At 75.0% G+C, this 15,199-nt stretch carries 18 protein-coding genes and 2 pseudogenes; 10 read left to right on the top strand and 10 right to left on the bottom strand.

What is annotated here, in order from left to right; genetic code table 11:
- Positions 1-112 precede the first annotated feature (112 nt).
- Positions 113-799 carry a DUF4389 domain-containing protein gene (locus tag BU52_RS25615; RefSeq protein ID WP_037938446.1) on the top strand — a complete coding sequence of 229 codons (687 nt, stop codon included), beginning with the start codon at positions 113-115 and terminating at the stop codon, positions 797-799.
- Between the two features lie 13 nt (positions 800-812).
- Positions 813-1,325 (top strand): flavodoxin domain-containing protein, encoded by a 513-nt coding sequence (locus BU52_RS25610; protein WP_037938439.1) that lies wholly within the window; start codon positions 813-815, stop codon positions 1,323-1,325.
- A gap of 39 nt (positions 1,326-1,364) precedes the next feature.
- Here the strand turns inward: BU52_RS25610 and BU52_RS25605 are convergent, their stop codons facing one another.
- From BU52_RS25605 to BU52_RS25585, 5 genes are all read right to left on the bottom strand, one after another.
- On the bottom strand, positions 1,365-1,745 hold the full coding sequence (locus BU52_RS25605; protein WP_037938437.1) for a rhodanese-like domain-containing protein: 381 nt from the start codon (positions 1,743-1,745) through the stop codon (positions 1,365-1,367).
- A 133-nt stretch (positions 1,746-1,878) separates the two neighbouring features.
- Positions 1,879-2,763, bottom strand: a complete 885-nt coding sequence (locus tag BU52_RS25600) for a nitroreductase family protein (RefSeq protein ID WP_037938434.1) — start codon at positions 2,761-2,763, stop codon at positions 1,879-1,881.
- Positions 2,764-2,808: 45 nt separating this feature from the next.
- Positions 2,809-3,087, bottom strand: a complete 279-nt coding sequence (locus BU52_RS25595) for an SHOCT domain-containing protein (protein WP_037938431.1) — start codon at positions 3,085-3,087, stop codon at positions 2,809-2,811.
- 27 nt (positions 3,088-3,114) lie between these two features.
- On the bottom strand, positions 3,115-3,996 hold the full coding sequence (locus BU52_RS25590) for a universal stress protein (RefSeq protein WP_235216418.1): 882 nt from the start codon (positions 3,994-3,996) through the stop codon (positions 3,115-3,117).
- Positions 3,997-4,030: 34 nt separating this feature from the next.
- Positions 4,031-4,912: a universal stress protein gene (locus BU52_RS25585; RefSeq protein ID WP_037938429.1), complete on the bottom strand. Its 882-nt coding sequence runs from the start codon at positions 4,910-4,912 to the stop codon at positions 4,031-4,033.
- Positions 4,913-5,214: 302 nt separating this feature from the next.
- Here BU52_RS25585 and BU52_RS25580 point away from each other — a divergent pair, with 302 nt between their 5' ends.
- Positions 5,215-5,955 (top strand): CBS domain-containing protein, encoded by a 741-nt coding sequence (locus tag BU52_RS25580; RefSeq protein ID WP_037938428.1) that lies wholly within the window; start codon positions 5,215-5,217, stop codon positions 5,953-5,955.
- A 107-nt stretch (positions 5,956-6,062) separates the two neighbouring features.
- Here the strand turns inward: BU52_RS25580 and BU52_RS36520 are convergent.
- The 3 genes and pseudogenes from BU52_RS36520 to BU52_RS37180 all read right to left on the bottom strand — a co-directional run.
- Positions 6,063-6,197, bottom strand: a pseudogene (locus BU52_RS36520) (universal stress protein); the annotation flags it as partial.
- 295 nt (positions 6,198-6,492) lie between these two features.
- Positions 6,493-7,398, bottom strand: a complete 906-nt coding sequence (locus BU52_RS25570) for a universal stress protein (protein WP_051858584.1) — start codon at positions 7,396-7,398, stop codon at positions 6,493-6,495.
- A 120-nt stretch (positions 7,399-7,518) separates the two neighbouring features.
- Positions 7,519-7,890 (bottom strand): annotated as a pseudogene (locus BU52_RS37180) (universal stress protein); the annotation flags it as partial.
- A 92-nt stretch (positions 7,891-7,982) separates the two neighbouring features.
- Between BU52_RS37180 and BU52_RS25560 the strand changes: the two are divergent.
- From BU52_RS25560 to BU52_RS25540, 5 genes are all read left to right on the top strand, one after another.
- Positions 7,983-8,702: a hypothetical protein gene (locus BU52_RS25560; RefSeq protein ID WP_051858593.1), complete on the top strand. Its 720-nt coding sequence runs from the start codon at positions 7,983-7,985 to the stop codon at positions 8,700-8,702.
- 47 nt (positions 8,703-8,749) lie between these two features.
- Positions 8,750-9,430: a CBS domain-containing protein gene (locus BU52_RS25555; protein ID WP_037938425.1), complete on the top strand. Its 681-nt coding sequence runs from the start codon at positions 8,750-8,752 to the stop codon at positions 9,428-9,430.
- Positions 9,431-9,505: 75 nt separating this feature from the next.
- Positions 9,506-10,498: a dihydroxyacetone kinase subunit DhaK gene (gene dhaK, locus BU52_RS25550; protein WP_037938424.1), complete on the top strand. Its 993-nt coding sequence runs from the start codon at positions 9,506-9,508 to the stop codon at positions 10,496-10,498.
- A 49-nt stretch (positions 10,499-10,547) separates the two neighbouring features.
- The gene (dhaL, locus tag BU52_RS25545; RefSeq protein WP_037938422.1) at positions 10,548-11,165 is read left to right on the top strand and encodes a dihydroxyacetone kinase subunit DhaL; all 618 of its coding nucleotides are present in this window, start codon (positions 10,548-10,550) and stop codon (positions 11,163-11,165) included.
- Positions 11,158-11,568: a PTS-dependent dihydroxyacetone kinase phosphotransferase subunit DhaM gene (locus tag BU52_RS25540; protein WP_037938421.1), complete on the top strand. Its 411-nt coding sequence runs from the start codon at positions 11,158-11,160 to the stop codon at positions 11,566-11,568. The genes dhaL and BU52_RS25540 overlap by 8 nt, the downstream gene beginning before the upstream one ends.
- A 27-nt stretch (positions 11,569-11,595) precedes the next feature.
- Here BU52_RS25540 and BU52_RS25535 read toward each other — a convergent pair whose 3' ends face one another.
- Positions 11,596-12,462 (bottom strand): glycoside hydrolase family 75 protein, encoded by an 867-nt coding sequence (locus BU52_RS25535; protein WP_235216417.1) that lies wholly within the window; start codon positions 12,460-12,462, stop codon positions 11,596-11,598.
- Between the two features lie 389 nt (positions 12,463-12,851).
- On the opposite strand from BU52_RS25535, the gene BU52_RS25530 reads away from it, so the two are divergent.
- A complete protein-coding gene (locus BU52_RS25530; RefSeq protein WP_037938420.1) occupies positions 12,852-13,850 on the top strand; it encodes a fibronectin type III domain-containing protein in 999 nt (332 codons plus the stop codon).
- 160 nt (positions 13,851-14,010) lie between these two features.
- Positions 14,011-14,541, top strand: coding sequence for a hypothetical protein (locus BU52_RS25525; protein ID WP_037938419.1), 531 nt, complete (start codon positions 14,011-14,013; stop codon positions 14,539-14,541).
- 77 nt (positions 14,542-14,618) lie between these two features.
- Here the strand turns inward: BU52_RS25525 and BU52_RS25520 are convergent, their stop codons facing one another.
- Positions 14,619-15,188 (bottom strand): PadR family transcriptional regulator, encoded by a 570-nt coding sequence (locus tag BU52_RS25520; RefSeq protein WP_037938416.1) that lies wholly within the window; start codon positions 15,186-15,188, stop codon positions 14,619-14,621.
- Positions 15,189-15,199 lie beyond the last annotated feature (11 nt).

Here is a 15,199-nt window from a genome sequence, read left to right as displayed (position 1 = left end):
GCCCATGCCGGCGGGAGCGGTCCGGCGGACAATGGGATCAGTCACCGACTCGGGGGCGGCCACCCGCGTCCCCGCTCGTGGTCGTCACCGGAATCCGGAGGGACCGGTCACCATGAGCACGAACACCACTCCCTGGGCCGTGCCGCCCCCCGCGAGGACGCCGTCGCCCCATCCGGCGCGGCTGACCGCGACCCTCGACGCGCCGTTGTCCCGCTGGCTGTGGCTGGTCAAGTGGCTGCTCGCCCTCCCCCACTACGTGGTCCTGCTGTTCCTGTGGGCGGCGTTCGCGGTGGTGAGCGTGGTGGCCTTCTTCGCCATCCTCTTCACCGGCCGCTACCCGCGGGCCCTGTTCGATTTCAACGTGGGGGTGCTGCGGTGGAACTGGCGTGTGGCGTACTACGCCTACGGCGCGCTGGGCACCGACCGTTACCCGCCGTTCACGCTGGCCGACGTCCCCGACTACCCGACGCACTGGGAGCTGGCGTACCCCGCCGAGCTCTCCCGCGGCCTCGTCCTGGTCAAGTGGTGGCTCCTGGCCGTCCCGCACTACCTGGTCCTCGGCTTCCTCCTCGGCGGGGCGCGCATGGCATGGTTCTCGGGCGGCCTCATCGGGCTGCTGGCCCTGTTCGCCGGGATCGCCCTCGCCTTCACCGGCCACTACCCCCGCGCCCTGTTCGACCTGTTGATCGGGCTGAACCGCTGGGTGCTGCGGGTGGCCGCCTACGCGGCCCTGCTCACCGACGTGTATCCGCCCTTCCGTCTGGACCAGGGCGGCCGTGAGCCGGAGGCGTCGCCGTAAGGAGGTGCCCCTCATGGACGTCCTCGTCGGGTACGCGACCGTCCACGGTTCCACCCGGACGATCGCCGAGCGGACGGCCGCCGTGCTGTGCCGTGCGGGGCTGACGGCCGAGGCCAGGCCCATGGCGGACGTCGGGGACGCCGGCGCCTACCGCGCGTTCGTCCTGGGCAGCGCCGTGCACGGACAGAGCTGGCTCCCCCCGGCCCGGGACTTCCTGCGGGACCACCTGGACGTGCTCGTCCCCCGGCCCGTGTTCCTGTTCAGCGTCGGGATGCCCGCGGCACTGCGGGGACCGTGGCGCCGTCTGGCCCCCAAGGAGCTGCCGGCGATCGAGGAGGGCCTGCCGCGGGATCTGCGGTCGCGGAGTCACCGCTTGTTCTCGGGTGTCGTCGAACGGGACCAGCTCCCCCGCGCCGGGCGCGTGTTCTTCCGGCTGGTGGGCGGACGGTTCGGCGACTTCCGTGACTGGGAGGCCGTCGACCTCTGGGCCGGGGGAATCGCCGGGGAACTCCGTTCCGGGGAGTGACCTGGTCCGGTCGTCCGCGACGACCGGCGCCACGGCGGATCATGCGACGCTGCCGACGCCGCCCTGTGCGTTCACCACCGGCAGCCCGGCTCCGGCCCACTCCTCCATGCCGCCGGCCACGTCCACGGCGTCGGCGCCGCGCACCGCGAGGAGTTCGACGGCCAGCCGAGAGCGGTCGCCCGACCGGCAGATCACGACCAGCGGCCGGGCCTGGGCACCGGCGGGCAGACCCGCCCCGGCGGCCAGTGCGGACAGCGGCAGGTGGACGGCACCGGGCGCGTGCCCGGCCTGCCATTCCCAGGGTTCGCGGACGTCGAGCAGCAAGGCGTCGGCCCGCGTCGCGGCCCCGTGCCCCGTGAGCGCGGCGGCCTGCCGGACGCTCACGCGTCCCGGACCGCCCGGACTCCGTCCCACGGTCATTCCGGCTCCGGCTCTTCCTTCGGCCTGATTACCCCCAGGGGTATACGTCGACGCTATCACAGTCACCCGCCGGGGTATCAGTCCGGGATTGCGTGGCGCCGGCGTGCCCCACGTGCCGCGCCGGCGGCGCCGATCACCGCAGGACCTCTGCGAGCGGGCGCCGGGGCAGGGGGCACACGCCGGAGGCGTGTCCGAGGCGAAGGATCATCTGAGGGAAGGCGCCCTCGCCGACGGTCCGCCGGGTCCGCGCGCGCAGGTGCGGGACTTCGAGGGGCTGGGTGTGGAAGGCCGCCATCACGTCGTGGGCGGCGGCGTGCAGCAGCACCCGTTCGAGCGCCTGCCCCACCCGCAGCCAGGCCCGGCGGTCGTCCCGGTCGGTGCCGAGGATCGCGACCAGGCCGCTGCGCCCCTGCCCGCGCCGGGGCGGCGCGGGGAACAGGGGAGCGAGTCCCGCGTAGTCCCGTCCGGTGAGGGGCAGGCAGTCCGGGTGCTGCGCCTCCTCGCCGGCCCGCACCAGGGCCGCCAGACGTCGGCGGCCCCCCGGGTCGCCCACGACGTGGAGCTCGGCGCCCTCGGCCCGCGCGTGGTCGCGCAGTGCGTCGAGCAGACCGGCCGGCAGCGGGTCCGCCAGGAGCGGACCGCGCACCGTGTGCCGCCGGTGCAACGCACCGTACAGCCGCTGCTCCTCACCGGTCGGCGGGGCGTAGGCGCCCCACATCACCCTGGCCAGGAAGGAGGGGTCGCCCGGCTCCGGGAAGTCCCGCACGACCGGCTTGAATCCGAGGTGCCGCATGGCGAGGCGGACGTTGAACAGGGCCGCCCCGCAGCTGATGAGCATCTCCCGGCCGTGCGGATCGGCGAGTGGCAGTCTGCGGCCCGCGTCGGCGTGCACCTCGATGCCCCGGTCGCCGTCGGAGACGAACAGCCAGGGCTGGGAGTTGTGCACCGACGGCGCGGTGACGGCCGCGCGGACCAGATAGGCGGAGGCATGGCCGGGGCGTGCGCCGACGACGGACATGAAGGGGTACCGCCCTTTCTCGAGGAGTCGGCGGGTTCGGGGGGATCAGGGGGAGTGCCCGCCCGCGCGCGGAACGTCTCCCCGCAGCACGGCCAGTCGGCGCCGGTACTCGTCCTCGTCGATGTCCCCACGGGCGAACCGCTCGGCCAGCAGCAGTTCCGCCGAGGGACGGCCGTCGGACGGGCGCGGTGCGCCGGGGGCACCGCCGAGGGCCCTGGCGATCAGCACCCCGGCGACGATCAGCAGTGCCAGGAGCAGGGCCGTACCGAGTGACATGGCGAACCAGCCCCAGGCGTTCATGCCGTGCCCGTTCCAGTACGTCATCACGGTCCACTTCCTTCCGGCGTCCCGTCAGCCGTGCGGCACGATCACCACCGGGCGGCCGACATGGTGGATCAGCGCATGCGCGACCGGGCCGGTGCGCGAGCCGATCGGGGAGCGCCGCGTGCGGCGGCCCAGCACCAGCAGGCCCGCCCCGCGCGCCGCGCGTTCCAGGACATGGGCGGGGAAGCCCTCGTGCAGCTCCTCCCGGACGAACACGGCGGGGAACTTCCGGTGCCACGGCTCCAGGACCGCCGCGAGCTCCCGCTGCGCCGCCCGCCGGAGCCGTGCCCGCTCCTCGGCGTCGACGACGCCCCGCCCGGGCGGCACGTGCCAGGCATGCACCGCGCGCAGGGGCGCCCGGCGCAGCTCGGCGGCGCGGAACGCGAACTCCAGCACGTCGTCGCACGGTCCGCCGGTGTCGACGGCGACCGCGACGTCACGGAAGGCCGTGTGCGTCGCCGGCTTGCCCGCCGCGTCCGGCAGATGCTCGTCCTCCGCCTTCTCGCCCGCCCGCACGAGGACGACCGGGCACCGGGCGTGCCCGACGGTGGCCAGCGCGACGGACCCGGCGACGAGCCCGCCGACCGCGCCGAACCCCTGGCTGCCGATGACGAGCAGTTCGGCCTTCTCCGCCTCCGCCGACAGAGCCGCGGCGGGCGCCGTGGTCACCTGTTCGGCGGCGACGTACAGCCGCGGATGCCACTCGTTGATCCGGACGAGCGCGCGGCGCAGCACCTGGTGCGCGTGGTCCCTGGGCGAGCCGGGTCCGGACGGGCGCAGCCCGGTGTCGTCCTCGGGCGGTCCCTCCCAGGCCTGCACGAGCCGCAGCGGCAGTCCCCGGCGCAGGGCCTCCCTGGCCGCCCAGTGGGCTGCCGCCATGCTCTCGCGCGAGCCGTCCAAACCTGCCACGACTGGTTTCGGCACGGGGATCACCTCGGTGGTCTCAGGAGTGGGGTACGACCGCCACGGGGCAGCCGGCCCGGTACGTCACGGCATGGGTGACCGGGCCGGTACGCCGGATCGCCGGGCGGTCGGTGAGCCGGTGCCCGACGACCAGCAGGTCCGCGTCGGACGCCGCCTCGGCCAGGGCCGCCGCGGGGTTGCCCTCGACCACGGTCTCGAGAACCTCGACACCGGGGTACTTGTCCCGCCACGCCTGGAGCACGGCGGAGAGGAAGCCCAGCCATTCCCCGGCGCGCTCGGGACCGCCCACCAGGCCGATCTCGCCGGGTCCCAGGGTGAACGGGTCGGGCGCACGCCAGGCGTGCAGGACCCTCACCCGCGCATGGCGGGCGCGGGCCGCCTCGAAGGCGAACCCGAGGACTTCGTCGCACGGTTCGGTGACATCGACACCGACGACGACGTCCCGCCCTCCCGTGGCGGCCGCGTGCCGCCCCTCACCGGCCGGGGCGGCGGTTCGTACGAGGACGACGGGTCCGCCGGCCTGCGCCACGACCCCTCGCGCGACCGAGCCCACGAGCAGTCCGCCGAGACGGCCCAGCCCGCGCGAACCCAGCGCCAGCAGCTCGGCGTCGCCCGCCGCCTTCACCAGGGCGGCGGTCGCCGGCCCCGCGGCCTGCTCGTGGTGGACGCGCGCGTCGGGGCACACCGCCCGGACGCGTTCCTCCGCCTGCCGCAGCACACGCCCGGCCCGGTGCCGCGCGGCCGCACGGGCGGTCTCCGGCTCGTTGTGGCCCGGGTGCCAGTTCCGCACATGCACGAGGCGCAGCGGCCTTCCACGGAGGACGGCCTCACGTGCCGCCCACTCGGCGGCGGCCAGGCTCTCGGGGGAACCGTCGACCCCGACGGCAACAGGTGACAGCATGACGCACACCTCCGGAAAAGGCCTTCCCCCTTGTCAGGGTCGCGCGGGCGCGGCGTCCGCGCGAGGGGCCACCGGGTCCCCCCGCAGGGCCGTCAGGCCCACTCCCCCGCCGGCCGCCCGCACCGGGCGGGGCGTTCCGGCCCACGCTCCCCGCGGCGCCGCCGGGCCGGTCGGCCCTGCCGTGTGCCCGCCCAGTCCCTGGGCGGGCGCCCACCGCGCGCGGGACGCTGAAGCCGCAGGATTCCGTGGGAGTCCGCGCCGGCCCCGCCGACGGGGCCCCGACCGTTCGAGGAGGATCAGCCATGAAGGCCACCAGGGTCGGTGCCGTCATGACCACCGACGTCGTCACCGCCGCATACGGCACCCCCTTCAAGGAAGTGGTGCGCAGGCTCGAGCGCCACGGCATCAGCGGGCTCCCGGTGATCGACGAGGACGACAAGGTCGTCGGTGTGATCTCCGAATCGGACCTCATGCTCCGCCAGGCGCGTTCCGCCGGGCCCGGCGGAACGGCCGGGGGGTGGACGAAGCGGCTGCGGAGGCTCAGCCGCCGCGTGCGCCGGGAAGCGGCCAGGAGCCGGGCGCGGACGGCCGGCGGAGTGATGTCCGCACCGCCCGTCACCGTACGGGCCGGGGCCACCGTCACCGAGGCGGCCCGGCTCATGACCGAGCGCGGCGTCGAGCGGCTGCCGGTGGTGGACGAGGAGGACAGGCTCACCGGCATCGTCACCCGGCGGGACCTCCTCCAGGTCTTCCTGCGCAGCGACGACAGCATCGAGCGCACCGTGCGCGAGGAGGTCCTGGGGCGCACGCTGTCGCTCGGACCGCACGCCCTCGCGATCACCGTACGGGACGGCGTGGTCACCCTCACCGGCCGGCTGGAACGACGCAGCGACGTCGGCGTGGCGCTCGGCACGACGGGCCGTGTCGACGGTGTCGTGGCCGTCGTGGACCAGTTGTCGTACCGCGTCGACGACACCCGTCTGCGGCCGGCCGGGCCGGCCGCCGTGCACGGTGTGGCCGACGACTGGATCCGCCGCCTCTGAACCGGGCCGCGACCGGGGGCGGTCGTCGGGGGCGGACGGGTGTCCAGGCGCCCACGGCGCCTCCCCGCCGTGCCGGGGAGCGGTGAAGCGGCCGGCTCCCGCCCCGGTCAGTCGTGGGGGTTCACCGCGACGGGCGCGACGGCGTGCTGGAGGACCGCGTGGGTCACCGGGCCGATGTGCGGTCCGAGCGCGGCACGGCGGGTGCGGCGGCCGACGACGACCGGCGCGGCGTCACGGGAGGCAGCGCGACGGCGTTCCCGGCGAACGGCACGAAGGAGGAGGGCTGCTGTGCGCCGACATGAACGAGACGCAGGGCCGCCCCGCGCAGGGCGGCCTCCCTCGCGGTCCAGCCGGCGGCGGTGAGGCTTTCGCGCGAGCCGTCCAGGCCGGCGGTGACGGTGGGGGACTTCACGGAGCCTCCTGGTGAGGCCGGGTTCCGTCCTCGCGGCCGACGGGGGTCGAAGGCAGGTCCCGCCGGTCGCCGGACGGGCCCCGGCTCCCGGCAGCCGGGAGACGGGAGACGGGGCCCGTCCGCGGTCAGGCGTCCCCCTCGCGGTGCGGCACCACGACGACCGGGCAGGCGGAGTGGTGCAGCAGCCCGTGAGCGACCCGGCCGAACTGGAGCCCGACGTGCCCCTCCCGCCGCCGCGCGCCCACGACCAGCAGGTCGGCCCGGTGCGAGGCGTCCAGGAGGACCCGGCGGGCGTACCCCTCGACGGTGCGCCGGTACACCCGGAGGTCGTCGGGGACGTCCCTCAGCGCCGTCTCGAGTTCCTCGGCCGCGCGCTCCTCGTGAAGGCGGGCGGGCTCACCGGTCACCAGGGGATGGTCGATGCTCTCGCGCGCGGGGCACCGCCAGGCACGTACGGCCTCCAGGGCCACCCCGCGCCGCCGGGCCTCCGCGACGGCGAACCGTACGGCCGCCGGGTCCTTGACGTCCTCGCCCACTCCCACGACGACACGGCCGTGCACCGGCGGCGTCGCCTGGTGGTCGTGGCTGCCGCGCAGCACGATCACCGGGCAGTCGGCGTGGGCGGCGACGGCCAGGCTGACCGAACCGAGCAGCATCTCGGCGACACCGCTGCGGCCGCGGGTGCCGACGACCAGCGCGGCGGCGTGGCGGCCCTCACGCACCAGGGCGTACTCCGGTTCCTCGGGCACCACCTCGACGGTCACCCGCAGGCCGGGGTGCCTGGCGAGGGCGCGCCGGGCCCCGGCGTCGGCGATGTCACGCGGTGACGGCGGCCCGGCGGGACGCTCGACGTCGCGGGCGAGCGCGGAGCCCTCGTACCGGTCCCAGAGGTGGGCGTACACCACCCGCAGCGGCACTCCGCGCAGCACCGCCTCGTCGGCCGCCCAGTCGGCGGCCCGCAGGCTCGGCTCGGAGCCGTCCACCCCCACGACCAGGTACTCGCCGTCTCCTCGTCCGACCTCTGCGTTCATGATCTTCAGTCCTTCGTCGGTGTTCTCAGCCGTGGGCGACCACGGCGACGGGGGCGGTGGCGTGGTGCAGCACCGCGTGGGTCACGGGTCCGGTGTGGACGCCGAGGGGGCCGCGGCGGATCCGGCGGGCGCCTCGCGCGGGATCCGCTCGCTCCAGTGCCCGCGGGTCTCCCCGCCCGGGAGCGGCGCCCGCGCCATGGGCTCCGGGACGGGCTCCCGGACGTGCACCAGCAGCAGCCGCGACCCGCGCAGCCCGGCCTCGCGGGCCGCCCACTCGGCGGCGGCACGGCTCTCGGGTGAGCCGTCGAAGCCGACCGTGACGGTGCGGGACATGACATCCTCCTCCAGAGCCGGGTCCCTTCCGCTCCCAGGATGGCCTCGCGGGACCTCCCGGTGCAGAGACCGCAGGTCCCCGGCCGTGGGCCGAAGGGCCCTGCCGTCCGGCCGGGGGCGGTCGCCGCCTGACCTGCCCCGGACTCCCGCGTGAGGCACGATGTTCATGGCGGGTGTACGACGTGCCGGACTCGTTCCGGTCGCGCACGGCGGGACGGGCCGCCACGCCCCTCGACGACCGAGGAGGGCTCATGTCCAGGAAGCAGACCTGCCGGGGGCGTCCGGACGTCCGGGCCGCCGCGCCGGGGGTGCTCTGTGCCGCGACCGCGCTGTACCTCCTCCGGGTCCGGCCGCGGCTGCTGACCTGGGGGGCGACCGGGGAGGAGACCGGCCGCTCCTACCCCGGCGACGAACTCGTCCCTGAGGCCGACGGTTCGTCGGTCATGGCGACGACGCTCCCCGCACCCCCCGAGGAGGTCTGGCCGTGGCTGGTGCAGATGGGGTACGACCGCGCCGGCTGGTACAGCTGGGACCGCCTGGACCGGTACGGGCGACCGAGCGCGGACCGCATCGTCCCGGAGTGGCAGACCCTGACGGTGGGACAGCGGCTCCCGGCGACCCGGGACGGCCGGTCCTGGTTCACGGTGGCGCGCCTGGAGCCGAACCGGACCCTGGTGCTGAGCTCGGACGTGGACCTCGCCGCGGGCCGCTCCTTCGTCCGGGGCCGGGACCCCGTTCCCCGGGTACGCATGGCGGGGGTCTGGGGCTTCCACCTGCGGCCGGCTCCGCACGGCGGGACGCGTCTGGTGGTCCGTACCCGCGGCCGGGGGCGGCCCCGCCCGCTGACCCGGCCCGTCGACGTGCTGCTGGGAGAACCGGCTCACGCGATCATGCAGATCCGCCAGTTCCACAACCTGCGCCGCCGTGTCGGCACCGGGGCGCTCCAGGAACCGGCGGACGCCGGTTCCTGACCCGCGGACGACGCCCGGCCGGCACGCAGGAGACGAGGAGGTCCGCAGTGTCAGAGAGCCCGCACATCGTGAGCGACGTGATGACCCAGACGGTCGTGGCGATCGGGCGCGACGCGCCCTTCAAGGAGATCGTCAGGACCATGGCGCAGTGGCAGGTCAGTGCCATGCCGGTGCTCGAGGGCGAGGGACGCGTCGTCGGCGTCGTCTCCGAGGCCGACCTGCTCGCCAAGGAGGAGTTCCGCGACAGCGACCCGTCCCTGCTCGAGGGGCAACGGCGCCTGTCCGACATCGCGAAGGCCGGGGCCGTGACGGCCGGGGACCTCATGACCGCGCCCGCCCTGACGATCCGCGCCGACGCCCCCCTGGCCCAGGCCGCGAGGATCATGGCCGTCCGGCACGTCAAACGACTGCCGGTGGTCGACGACCTGGGCATGCTCCAGGGGATCGTCAGCCGGGCGGACCTGCTGAAGGTCTTCCTGCGGCCGGACGAGGACATCGAGGAGGAGGTGCGCCGCACGGTGGTGTCGCTCCTCTTCCCGGCGCTCACCCACGCCGTCCACGTGCAGGTGCACGAGGGCGTCGTCACCCTCCGCGGGAACATCCACGACACCTCGCTCATCTCGGTCGCCGTCCGGCTCGTCCGCGCGGTGGAGGGCGTCGTGGACGTCGAGCCCCTTCTCACCGGCGAGTCCGCCCGCCCGGGCACGCCCGAACACCCGCGCACGTGACCTTCGCTCCCGCAAGGTCGATACTTCCGGCAGGAGGACTTCTGCCGACCCGCCCGCCGAGCCCAGGAGGTACCCATGAAGATGCTGATCAACGTCCCGGAGACCGTGGTGGCGGACGCGTTGCGCGGAATGGCGGCGGCGCACCCCGAGCTGGCGGTGGACGTGGAGAACCGGGTGATCGTCCGCAAGGACGCCCCGGTGGCGGGAAAGGTGGGTCTGGTGTCCGGCGGAGGTTCCGGACACGAGCCGCTGCACGGCGGGTTCGTGGGGCCGGGGATGCTGTCGGCGGCCTGTCCCGGCGAGGTGTTCACCTCCCCCGTGCCCGACCAGATGGTGCGGGCCGCGGCGGCCGTGGACAGCGGCGCCGGGGTGCTGTTCATCGTGAAGAACTACACCGGTGACGTGCTCAACTTCGACATGGCCGCCGAGCTGGCCGAGGACGAGGGCATTCAGGTCGCGAAGGTGCTGGTCAACGACGACGTGGCGGTGACCGACAGCCTGTACACGGCCGGGCGCCGGGGCACGGGCGCGACGCTGTTCGTGGAGAAGATCGCGGGCGCGGCGGCCGAGGCGGGCCAGCCGCTGGAACGGGTCGAGGCGATCGCCCGGCAGGTCAACGAGAACGCACGCACCTTCGGTGTGGCGCTGAGCGCCTGCACCACTCCCTCCAAGGGCACCCCCACCTTCGACCTCCCCGGGGGCGAGCTGGAGTTGGGCATCGGCATCCACGGTGAGCCGGGCCGGGAGCGGCGGCCGATGATGACGTCCGGCGAGATCGCCGATGCCGCCGTCGACGCGATCCTTGACGACCTCACCCCGCGCAACCCCGTCCTGGTCCTGGTCAACGGTATGGGCGCCACCCCGCTGCTCGAGTTGTACGGCTTCAACGCCGAGGTGCAGCGGGTGCTCGGCGAGCGCGGCGTCCCCGTGGCCCGCGTCCTCGTCGGCAACTACGTCACGTCCCTCGACATGGCGGGCGCCTCGGTCACCCTGTGCCAGGTCGACGAGGAGCTGCTGCGGCTGTGGGACGCACCGGTACGGACCCCGGGCCTGCGCTGGGGCATGTGAGGCACGTCGGCGCCACCGTCCGCAAGTACCTACCACGCAAGGAGTGTTCGTGCTCGACGCCGACTTCTTCCGCCGTTGGATGACGGCCACCGCCGCGTCCGTGGAACGCGAGGCGGAGCGGCTCACCGCCCTCGACTCACCGATCGGGGACGCCGATCACGGCACCAATCTGCAGCGCGGGTTCCGGGCGGTGAGGGCCGCGCTGGAGAAGGAGCCGCCGGCCACTCCCGGGGCCGTGCTGACCCAGGCCGGGCGCCTGCTCATCTCCACGGTCGGCGGTGCGTCCGGTCCGCTGTACGGGACGCTGCTGCGCCGCACGGGAAAGGCGCTCGGCGACGCGGCCGAGGTGGACGAACGGCAGCTGGCCGAGGCGCTGCGCGCCGGGGTGGACGCGGTGATGCAGCTCGGCGGTGCCGCGCCGGGCGACAAGACGATGATCGACGCGCTGGTGCCGGCGGTGGACGCGCTCGGCGACTCCTTCACCGCGGGCCGCGACGCCGCCGAGGAAGGCGCCGTGGCGACGACGCCGTTGCTGGCCCGCAAGGGCAGGGCCAGCTATCTGGGCGAGCGGAGCATCGGGCACCAGGATCCCGGGGCCACGTCGTCGGCGCTGCTGATCGCCGCGCTCGTCGCTGCCTCGGCGGACACGGAGGCCGGCGGTGAGTGACGAGAAGCTGGTGGGAATCGTCCTCGTGTCGCACAGCGCGGCGGTGGCGACGTCGGTGGCGGAGCTGGCGAAGGGCCTGGCGGGTGCCGGCAGCGCGGTTCCGGTGGCTCCCGCGGGCGGCGCGGAGAGCGGCGGCTTCGGGACGAGCGCCGCGTTGATCTCCGAGGCGGCCGCGTCCGTCGACCGCGGGGCCGGGGTCGCCGTACTGGCCGATCTGGGCAGCGCGGTCCTCACCGTGAAGGCGTTGCTCGCCGAGGGGGACGAGCTCCCCGGGCACACCCGGCTGGTGGACGCGCCGTTCGTCGAGGGCGCGGTGGCCGCGGTGGTCACGGCGTCCACGGGGGCGGACCTGGACACGGTGGAGGCGGCGGCCGTGGAGGCGTACTCCTACCGGAAGGTGTGAGGGGCGCGGTGGGGCCGGGCGGCCCGTTCAGTCGCCGCCGTCCACGAACTCGCGGGCCAGCCGCCTGCCCTCCGTGACCGCGGCCTCGTGGTCCTCGACGGGGGTCACCTCGCTGTTCCTGAACACGATGTAGGTGACCCCGGACGCGGTTCCGCCACCGCGCGGGTCCGGGTCGATGCCGAGCGACTCGGCCGCGGCGTAGGACGCCTCGCCGATGATGTCCGCGGGGCCGGTGTCGCCCACGACCGCGTACCGGACGCGGTCGCGGTACACCACCGCCGCGACCGATCCGCCGCGCACGCCGTCCGCCCGGGGGTTCCAGACGGAGCTGGGCGCGGGCACCACCACGTAGGGCAGCTCCTCGGAGCTCAGCGGACGGCCGTCGGACTGGGCGACGGCCGTGGAGGCGGAGAAGTAGGGATCGGTGGCGGCGTTGCAGCGGGGGCCGGGGCGGCCGTCGCAGTCGATGTCCATGTCCGCCTTCCAGTACACGGCGTCGCGGGTTCCGCACACCGGGACGGTGGCCGCAGAGCCCTGGTCCTCGCGGTAGTGGCCGTGGGAGACGGGCGTGCAGGTGCGCACCCTGGCCAGCAGGTCGGCGGCGGTGACGGGGTCCGTGCGCCGCGGGGGGCCGGAAGCGGCGCTGCGGGACAAGGCGACGTCACCGCGCCGTGACGGCACGGGGTCCGCGCGCCGTGACAGCACGGGGTTCGCGCGCCGCACCGGGGCGGGGCCGGTGTGTCGTGACGGCACGGGGACCTCGCCCCGTACCGGGACAGGGCCGGCGCGCCGTGCGACCGGTTCGGTGCGGAGCTGGGACGCCGCGGGGGGTGCCGAGGGGGCCAGCAGGGCGACACCGGCCATGGCCAGGCTGATCGACCGGACACAGGACACGATCCAGGGGGCCTCTCGTCGGGGACACGGACGCACACTCACCGGCACTTTGCCCCATTTCGCCCCGTCATGACGACGTGGTGGTCCCGACAGGACCGGACAGCACGCGATCGCATCAGCGGGGGCGCCGGGGGCCGGGGCCCGAGTCCGCCATCGGCTCGGGCCGCCCGGCCCCCCGCACCGGCGCGGGGCATGCGACGACAGCGGCCCGCGCCGCGGACCCGAACTCCCCTGCTGCACAGGGAGGTTCGACCCGTTCGCACCTTCAGCATACGTAACGGGCCACACCTCCCCCTCCCTCGCCCTCTTGATGTGGCCGCGTCAGTACCGCATATTGGTACGGACCAATATGCGGGCCGGTGCCGTGACCAACTCCGGGAGGCGAAGTCGTGCGTGGCGTTCCCCCAGCCGGGTCCCTCCGTCGCCTCCTCGTGCTCTGCGGGGCCCTCCTGCTGGCCGCCTCCTGCCGCTGGGGCGGGCCGCAGGAGTCCGGCGAACGGCCGCCCGGGGCGCCCACCGGCGTCACGGCGGAGGCTGGCACCGCCACCGGCGTGCACGTCATGTGGAACGCGGTCGCCGCGGCCGACGCAAAGGTGAGCCGGTACGAGGTGTACCGGGGCACCACGAAGGTCAAGGAGGTACCCGGTTCCGAGCACATGGTGGACGTCACCGGGCTCAGGCCCGCCACCACTCACGTCTTCACGGTGCGGGCCCGGGACGCCGACGGGCGGCTCGGTCCGCCCAGCCGGGAGGTCCGCGCGAGAACACCCGCGGCTGCCGCGGCCGACGACTCCCCGCCCACGCGTCCGGCGGAGCTGCGTGGCCGGGCGGCGGGCGGCCGCGCGGCCCAGCTGTCGTGGTCCGCCGCGAGGGACGACCGGGACGTGGTGTCGTACGACGTCCAGCAGGGCGGCACGAAGATCCACAGCGTGGGCGGGAACCAGACGTCCACCGTGGTCACCGGACTGCGCCCGGGCACCCGTTACGCCTTCACCGTCCGGGCCCGCGACGCGGCCGGCAACCTCTCCCCGCCCGGGCCCGCCGTCCGTCTCACCACCGCGGGCGGCGCCGGCGGCGGCACCGCCACCGCACCCACCGGCTTCCGGGCCCGGAGCCAGTGGTCCGACGGCGCCCACCACTTGGTACTCACCTGGGTGCCTCCGCGTGTGGACGGGGTGATCACCGAGTACGAGGTGCGCCTGGACGGCCGTACCGCCACCTCGCTCGTCTACGGCGGTGAGGCGCCCCGCGACCGGGCGACGTACCGCTTCTACCTGGGCCGGGAGGCAGGAGTCAGGCACCGGGTGCGCATCCGGGCCATGCTTCCGGACGGGACCTGGGGCGGCTTCTCGGCGGAGCGCACGGTGACGACGGGCGCCGGGGACTGACCGGGTCGGCCACCGGGAGGACGGTGTCACCTGCCCGGATGCGGCCGGAGTGCGCGGCGGGCCGCCCGGCCTTTGGCTGGCCTCGTGGCAGCACGGGCGCTCCCCGACCTCGGCGGCGCAAGGGATGTACCGCCGGCCGTGCCGCCGGAAGGCAGTCCACATGCGCACCTCCACGCCCCTGCTCCGTTCCGGACCGACCGTGGCAGCCGCCGCCGCGCTCGCCCTCACCCTGGCCGGGCCGGCCGCGGCGGCCGGGATCTCCGTCAGCACCAGCGGCTCGACGGTCTCGGTCACCACCAGTGCGTGCACCCAGGTCAACGGCCACTGGGGCACCGCTTCCCTGCTCGGCAGCGGCCAGACGGACGTCTCACAGGGCCGCCAGGCGGCGCTGTCGGGAACCGCTGCGGGACAGTCCGCCGCCTGGTCGAACGTCGGCGCGGGCACCTACACGGTGGTCGTCGTGTGCTCGAACGGGAACACCGCGGGCACCCAGGCCGTCGTCGTCAGCCCCGCGCCCAGCCCGTCGGTCACCCCCACGGCGTCGCCCAGCCGTGGGGTGATGGGGGGCCTCGGCGGCGGCTCCACGGACTACGGCACGCTCACGCTGGTGGCGGGCGGCTCGCTGGTGGGCACCGGCCTCCTCGCCACGGCCTGGTACCTGCGCCGGCGCACCAAGCCGGGCCGTCTCTAGACCCGGCGCCGGCCGCCATCACGTCCGACGCGCTCCGGTCGGGCGGCCGGCGTCGACCCCCCTCCCGCGGACGGCGGTCAGCCCTTCCGCGCGTCCGGCCGCTCCCCCGCGTCCGGCAGACCGGCGAACTCCGCCAGCGCGTGGTCGAGCCACTGGGTCCAGAAGGTCTCCAGGTCGATGCCGGCCCGCAGCACCAGGTGCCGAAGCCGGTCCTCGGGTCCGTCCTTCCCAGGCGGGAAGTCGCGCCGCTCGATCTCCCGGTACTTCTCCAACTGCCGCTCGTGCAGCTCCCGGTGGCGCCGCAGATCGGCCTCCAGGCCCTCGGTGCCCACCACGGCCGCCGCCCTCAGCCGCAGCAGCATCACGTCGCGGTGCGGCTTGGGGTCCTGCGACGCGGCGGTCCAGCGGGCCAGTTCGTCCCGCCCCGCGGGCAGCACCTCGTACGCCTTCTTCTGCCCCCGGGCCGGCTGCTCGGAGGGGAGCGCCCGGATCAGGCCCTCGGCCTCCAGCTTCCCCAGCTCGCGGTAGATCTGCTGATGCGTCGCGGACCAGAAGTAGCCGATCGACTTGTCGAACCGGCGGGTCAGCTCCAGCCCCGACGACGGCTTCTCGAGCAGGGCGGTGAGGATCGCGTGCGGGAGTGACATGGGCTCATCCT

The organism is Streptomyces toyocaensis (assembly GCF_000725125.1).
GTDB classification, from domain to species: domain Bacteria; phylum Actinomycetota; class Actinomycetes; order Streptomycetales; family Streptomycetaceae; genus Streptomyces; species Streptomyces toyocaensis.
This window is presented reverse-complemented; position numbering and strand designations above follow the sequence as displayed.

Coding starts and splice junctions, on each gene's coding strand:
- BU52_RS25585 (WP_037938429.1), bottom strand. CDS start 4,912: ATGCTGTCACCTGTTGCCGTCGGGGTCGACGGTTCCCCCGAGAGCCTG.
- BU52_RS25560 (WP_051858593.1), top strand. CDS start 7,983: ATGTCCAGGAAGCAGACCTGCCGGGGGCGTCCGGACGTCCGGGCCGCC.
- BU52_RS25520 (WP_037938416.1), bottom strand. CDS start 15,188: ATGTCACTCCCGCACGCGATCCTCACCGCCCTGCTCGAGAAGCCGTCG.
- BU52_RS25605 (WP_037938437.1), bottom strand. CDS start 1,745: ATGACCGTGGGACGGAGTCCGGGCGGTCCGGGACGCGTGAGCGTCCGG.
- BU52_RS25615 (WP_037938446.1), top strand. CDS start 113: ATGAGCACGAACACCACTCCCTGGGCCGTGCCGCCCCCCGCGAGGACG.
- BU52_RS25610 (WP_037938439.1), top strand. CDS start 813: ATGGACGTCCTCGTCGGGTACGCGACCGTCCACGGTTCCACCCGGACG.
- BU52_RS25580 (WP_037938428.1), top strand. CDS start 5,215: ATGAAGGCCACCAGGGTCGGTGCCGTCATGACCACCGACGTCGTCACC.
- dhaK (WP_037938424.1), top strand. CDS start 9,506: ATGAAGATGCTGATCAACGTCCCGGAGACCGTGGTGGCGGACGCGTTG.
- BU52_RS25595 (WP_037938431.1), bottom strand. CDS start 3,087: ATGACGTACTGGAACGGGCACGGCATGAACGCCTGGGGCTGGTTCGCC.
- BU52_RS25525 (WP_037938419.1), top strand. CDS start 14,011: ATGCGCACCTCCACGCCCCTGCTCCGTTCCGGACCGACCGTGGCAGCC.
- BU52_RS25570 (WP_051858584.1), bottom strand. CDS start 7,398: ATGAACGCAGAGGTCGGACGAGGAGACGGCGAGTACCTGGTCGTGGGG.
- BU52_RS25600 (WP_037938434.1), bottom strand. CDS start 2,763: ATGTCCGTCGTCGGCGCACGCCCCGGCCATGCCTCCGCCTATCTGGTC.